The sequence below is a fragment of the Rhodococcus sp. EPR-157 genome (assembly GCF_001647195.1).
Classification (GTDB): Bacteria; Actinomycetota; Actinomycetes; order Mycobacteriales; family Mycobacteriaceae; genus Rhodococcoides.
In genome coordinates, this window is record NZ_LVCV01000417.1 from 1 (window position 1) to 5,598 (window position 5,598).

4 protein-coding genes and 1 pseudogene are annotated in these 5,598 nt (G+C 62.5%); 1 reads left to right on the forward strand and 4 read right to left on the reverse strand.

Going from position 1 to position 5,598, the window contains the following annotated elements; translation table 11 throughout:
- Positions 1-138 precede the first annotated feature (138 nt).
- The 4 genes and pseudogenes from A2J03_RS19505 to A2J03_RS19520 form a co-directional block, all read right to left on the reverse strand.
- Positions 139-954 (reverse strand): annotated as a pseudogene (locus A2J03_RS19505) (SDR family oxidoreductase).
- Positions 951-2,615, reverse strand: a complete 1,665-nt coding sequence (mhpA, locus tag A2J03_RS19510; protein WP_442971379.1) for a bifunctional 3-(3-hydroxy-phenyl)propionate/3-hydroxycinnamic acid hydroxylase MhpA — start codon at positions 2,613-2,615, stop codon at positions 951-953. Before mhpA ends, A2J03_RS19505 begins: the two are co-directional and overlap by 4 nt.
- Positions 2,612-3,547, reverse strand: coding sequence for a fumarylacetoacetate hydrolase family protein (locus tag A2J03_RS19515; RefSeq protein ID WP_068377277.1), 936 nt, complete (start codon positions 3,545-3,547; stop codon positions 2,612-2,614). The genes mhpA and A2J03_RS19515 overlap by 4 nt, the downstream gene beginning before the upstream one ends.
- Positions 3,544-4,647 carry a VOC family protein gene (locus A2J03_RS19520; RefSeq protein ID WP_068377279.1) on the reverse strand — a complete coding sequence of 368 codons (1,104 nt, stop codon included), beginning with the start codon at positions 4,645-4,647 and terminating at the stop codon, positions 3,544-3,546. The genes A2J03_RS19515 and A2J03_RS19520 overlap by 4 nt, the downstream gene beginning before the upstream one ends.
- 168 nt (positions 4,648-4,815) lie before the next feature.
- Here A2J03_RS19520 and A2J03_RS19525 point away from each other — a divergent pair, with 168 nt between their 5' ends.
- Positions 4,816-5,463, forward strand: coding sequence for a TetR/AcrR family transcriptional regulator (locus tag A2J03_RS19525; RefSeq protein ID WP_068377278.1), 648 nt, complete (start codon positions 4,816-4,818; stop codon positions 5,461-5,463).
- Positions 5,464-5,598 lie beyond the last annotated feature (135 nt).

Consider the following 5,598-nt stretch of genomic DNA (forward strand, 5'->3'; position numbering starts at 1 on the left):
AACCCGATCACCAGGTCCGCTGGAATGAACCGAATGATCGTCGAATTCTCGTGCCAATGTGATCGTCCCCCCCGGGATCCGTGTGCAAAGAACTGTCGAACACAGCTGAAATGATTTGCCGCGGTTAGGTTTTCCTACTCAGCCGCCGTGCGGTCGGCTCGGTAGTCCATAGGCTTTGGCCGTGAACTTCTCCATGACTGTGCGCGGCAGCACTCGCCGCGCGAAGAACGCCAGTGGCGCATTGCTCCCCACCGCGTAAAGAGGGCGCGTGTGTGCGTCTTCGATGGCCTCCAATACGGTCTTGGCGACCTTCTCCGCTGAGATACCTTGTGCCTCTTTAGCATCGAGCTTCGCGATCACAGTGGTGAAGTCGCGATGCTACGGCGAATGCGGGCCGCAGTACTTGGTGCGCCGTGCGGAGAGTCCGGTATCGATCGATCCGGGCTCGACGGTAGTGATGTCGATGCCGAATGGCTTCAGCTCGTACCGCGCTGCCGTCGAGAATCCGTTCAGCGCGGCCTTGGTCGCGGCATAGGACGAGCGGTACGCAAGTGGAAAGCTCGCCAGCATCGAACCGACGTTGACGATCGTGCCGCGGCGACGCTCTCGCATTCCGGGCAGGACGCATTGGATGAGTTCGATCGCGCCGAAGACGTTGAGCTGGAACAGCCGGTTCACCGCGTCCATCGGCAGCTCTTCGAGCGGGCCGCACTGGCTCTCGCCGGCGTTGTTGACGAGGACGTCGACGTCGATGTCGCGCAGACCGTCGGCGAATGTGCGTATGGACGCCGAGTCGGTCAGATCCAGGTCGCGGTACTCGACGCCCGGCACCGGGTCCGAGATCGACGATGCATCTCTACTGGTACCGATTACGTGGAATTGCTGTGAGTGCAGCAACTCTGCGACGGCACGTCCGATGCCCGAGGTTGCTCCGGTGACGATGGCGGTTGTCATGCGTGCCTCTTGGTTCTGGTTCTGGTTCTGGGTCTGCTGGTGACGGCGGGCGCCGCGTCGACATCTCTCGTGCGCTCGGCGGGTGGTGGATCTGCGTGCTGGCGAAAAGCAGTGGTGGGCACCTTGGTGTGCAGTGCGGGGACAGAGCGTCCCGACGCCATCACGGTCCGGTCCGGGCGGACGATGGCCGCGATCGCGTGGCCGCGGCGCAACCAGACACCGAGGTCCGATGACGCGGGCACTTCGATGGGCACCGCACCTCGGCGCGTGACCTCTCGGCGCTGGCCGACAGTAAGGGGCGTCGAGGTAACGAACAAGAACTGTCCCGGGGCGACGCGGTCGAGTCGTTCGCCGTTGTCCAACACACTGTTCGGGCAGAGGGAGCCGGGCAGGCCCATCACCGACACCGGTGAACGCAGAACATACTCGGATCGAGGAAGTCGAGGGGTGGTGCTGTCGGTTGCTTTCGTGCCGATGACCGGGACGTAGCCGAGCAGGGGCGCAATGTTCTTTCGGACAGCGCTGGTCACCCGGCTGCCTCCGGTCATGGCCCACCCGATCTGCACAGCCAGCTTGATCATCGCCGTCGCATGCGCTTTCCGCTCGGTCTGGTAGCTGTCGAGCGCCGTTTCGGGCAAGGAACCTCCGAGGACGCCGGCCAGCTTCCAGATCAGATTGCGCGCGTCGCGAAGCCCCGCTCCCATGCCCTGACCGATGAACGGCGGGGTCAGATGCGCGGCGTCGCCGAGCAGAAACACCCTGCGGTCACGCCAGCGATCGACTACTTGCGCCCGAAATGTGTACTCGGCGCAGCGAATCAACTTCAGGTCGTCCCGGGCGACGTCGCCGAGCCACGGGGCGATCAGCGGTCGAATCGCGTCGAGGTCTGCGAAGGAGTCCAGGTCCTCGTTGTCATGCATCCGGAACTCCCATCGATACCGGGAACTACCGATGCGCATGTATGTCGCAGCTCGTTCGCCGTCGCACACCTGGTGTACGCCCTCCCACTGCTGCAGGTCGGCGTCGGTGGAGATGTCGACGACCAGCCAGCGCTGCGCGAACCCGAGGTCCTCCATCTTCGAACCGATAGAGCTGCGAACCACGCTGTTGGCTCCGTCGCACCCGAGGACGAAGTCGGCGGTCACCCAATGACGAGCCCCGTCCGCCGTATCGGTGAACAGCACTTTGACGCTGTCGTTCTGGTTCTGGACGTCGATGATTTCGCATCCACCGCGCGTCTGAACGGTGTCGAAGCGCGGCAGGTGCGATCGCATGAGGATTTCGAGATCTGGTTGATCGAACATGTTGGCCTGGGGGAATCCGTTCGGCCGAATGTCCGGGTCCCGCTCGAATTCGGCGAGCGTGCGAATTTGTTTGTCGCACAGTCGTAGACCGCGTCCTGGGCGAGAAATGGCCGCGAACTCCTCGGCCAGTCCGAGGTCCGAGATGATGCGGTAGACCTCGTCGTCGAGATGGACCGCCCGCGGCTGCGGGTAGACGTCGTCCCACCGGTCCAACACGAGACAGGAAATCCCGTAGGAGCCCAGTAGCAGTGCTGCGGTCATGCCGGTAGGCCCGGACCCGACGATCACCACCGGGAAGTGATCGCCATCGCGCATGTCCGGCCTACCTGTGGGCGCACCGGATTCGGTGCGGTTCATCGGTAGGTGACCGCCGTCCGCTGAACCCCCAGATCGAGGGCGCCGTCGGGTGTGGCACAGGTCAGCTCGAGGACATCACCGTCGTGCAGGTAGTTCGGGTTGGATGCCTGCTTCTTGAAGAAGATCTTCCACTTGACCGAGGGCGGGACCAGCGATCCGAGCAGTTCGATCGGCTTGGCCGGTGCTTTCAAAGCTGTGCCGCCGGGGGTCCCCGTCAGCAGGAGATCGCCGGCGTCCAGACGTTGGAATCCACTCAGAGCTTGAAGTGTCTCGACCGGCCGGTAGATCATGTCGGCAACCGTACTGTTCTGTCGTACTGCGCCATTGACTCTCAGAGTCAACTCGAGGTCTCCGAAACGATCGAACTCGCCCTCTTCCAGGAGCACCAGGAGCGGACCGACCGGGGTGAACGTGGGGTAGGACTTGCCCTCGTAGAACTGTGTCTTGGGCAGCTGCACGTCGCGCGCGGAGACATCGTTGGTGATGACCAGTCCGGCGACGTATTCGCCGATGTTGTTGGCGTTGATCCGTGTTCCCACCGGCACGGTCTTGCCGAACACGAGGCCGATCTCGATTTCGTAGTCGAGAAGCTGCACATGCTTTGGCTTGACGATGTCGTCGGTCGGTCCGCTGATAGATCCGGAGGTCTTGCGGAAGAAGGTCAGCGGGACAGTGGCGGGATTCATCCCCGAATCCTTGACGTGCGACACGAAATTGGTCATCTGTGCGACGACCCTGCACGGGGCGGTCACCGGTGAGAGTACGTCGAGGGTTTCTACTGCGACGGTCTCGGTGCTCGTGCGGGCCGCCTCGATCGCAGATCGATCCGCCAGGAGTTCGGCGGTAGTGGCGGCGTCGGTTTCGATGCGTGACGCCCCTGTCGGAGTATTCACCCACCATGCGTCGGCGGTACGTAGAACGGAGATGCTCATGAAGATGCCACTTTCATCAGGCCGCGAAGGCGTTCGGCGTCGAATTCGTTGTCATTGCGCAGTGAAGAGAGAATGGACCGAAGCTCTCGAAGAGATGCCCGGCTCGGAGCAACTCCAAGGAAGTCCTTGGACGCGGGAGGGCCCCACTGGGCCAGGCCCGACGCGGTCATCGGGGCCCATCCAGGCTCCAGAGAGCTGTCGAACATGTCCCCGTCGCTGAAATGTTCCACCAGAAAGCCGTCGGGGTCGCGCCAGTAGTCGAAGATCTGGCTGCCTTGGATGTGCCGGCCGATTCCCCACGAATGGCGGTATCCGCGTTCGGTCAAGTGTTCGCCGCCCGCGGCGATCGCATCGAGGTCCGACACTTGATAGGCGGAGTGCACGTACCGGTTCGACGGGCCGAGGGTCATGGCAAGTGTGTGGTGGTCCGTAGGGGTGTTGCCACGGTCGCACCGGATGAAGCTCATCACCGGTCCCCGCTCGCGCTGACCGTCGTAATAAAGGAAGTCGCTGACGATCAACCCCAGGTGACGTAAGTACCAGTCGAGGTTTTCGAGGTAGTCGGTTCGCTGGAGGACTACATGTCCCAGACGTTGAATGAGGGCCGGCTCGTGCGGCGGACGTTGTGTTGCATTCACCCGATGACGGGGCTCACCGAAGTTGTAGGTGTGCGTCCGTTGGCCGGGAAGATCCGCATGGACGTCGTATCCCGACACCACCTGGACGGGTTGGCCGCTCGGGTCGGTGAGCGTCACTCCAATGCCGCCCAGCGCGTCCGGAAGGCGGTGCACGCGACGTCCGGTGGCATCGGCGAGCTTCATCACGTCTGCGTCGGACGCCGCAGCGAACGCCGTGCCCACGAATCGTGTCCGCTTGCCGCGACGGATGATGACGGACGGCCCGCCGGCCTGGGTCCCACGAAGGTGGATCTCCTCGGAGGTGCGCAACGTCACCGAAAAGCCGAAAGCCAGTGCAAACGCTTCCGCCTTGACCAAATCAGGCTTGGTGAATTCCAGCCACGCGATGTCGTGAACCTTGATGATCGGGTCAGCCGCCCGCCCCGGGTGCTCCCCGGGAAGGGCTCCCTGATCCACATGCATGTTCTTGTGGCCATCCACGCCGTGTTCGTGCACTGATCCTCCTCGCTGGTGACACTATCGTCACCTATGAACACATCCTCAGTCAAGTAGATTGATAGAATCGTCAGCGGTGAGGATCAGTCAGGCTAGTGCGCGATGCCTGAGAGCTAACAGAGAAGCAGGGAAGATATGACCGAAAGCCCGAACCGACTCGAACGTCGTAAAGCGCGCACCCGAGCCGCTCTGGTGTCTTCCGCACAGGGGTTCATTGCCCGGGGCGAGTTGAATGTGCCGGTATTGGAGATCACTCAGGCCGCCGACGTCGGAATGGGTTCTTTCTACAACCACTTCGACAGCAAGGAACAACTGTTCCAGGCTGCAGTGGACGGTGCGCTCGAATTGTTGGGCGACTACCTCGACTCGCTGACCGAAGGTTCAGTAGACCCTGCGGAGGCGTTCACCAGGTCTTTTCGGATTACCGGTCGATTGTTCAGGATGCAGCCGGAGCTGAGTCGAGTACTGATTCACTCCGGTCCGGCGCTGATCACCTCGGAGCACGGGCTCGGGCCTCGGGCGGCCCGAGATATCCACGCAGCAACTGCCGCAGGGCATTTCGTCGTCCCCGACCCGGAACTGGCATTGTCGTTGGTGGCCGGGGCGCTCCTCGGACTCGGGCAGTTGCTGCTCGCGCAACCGACCCGTGACGACCATGAGGCGGTGGACCGAATGACGTTCAGCGTTCTTCTTGCCCTCGGTGTGTCCACTGCCGACGCCCGCGAATTGTGCAGCCGCCCCATACCTTCCATGAGCGAGGTTCCCACGGTGGGGGAGCACTAGTAGTTGCGTACCGAAGGCTCAGCGCGCGCTCTCCAGTTCCGCGTAGACGACGATGTTGTCGTCGTAACTTGCCGCGCTGTCGTCGAATGTTCCACCGCAGGTGATCAATCGCAATCCTGCGAATCCGATGTCGCC

Bases quoted from the DNA above. Each gene is read 5' to 3' on its own strand.
- mhpA (WP_442971379.1), bottom strand. From the start codon at position 2,615: ATGAACCGCACCGAATCCGGTGCGCCCACAGGTAGGCCGGACATGCGC.
- A2J03_RS19515 (WP_068377277.1), bottom strand. From the start codon at position 3,547: ATGAGCATCTCCGTTCTACGTACCGCCGACGCATGGTGGGTGAATACT.
- A2J03_RS19520 (WP_068377279.1), bottom strand. From the start codon at position 4,647: ATGCATGTGGATCAGGGAGCCCTTCCCGGGGAGCACCCGGGGCGGGCG.
- A2J03_RS19525 (WP_068377278.1), top strand. From the start codon at position 4,816: ATGACCGAAAGCCCGAACCGACTCGAACGTCGTAAAGCGCGCACCCGA.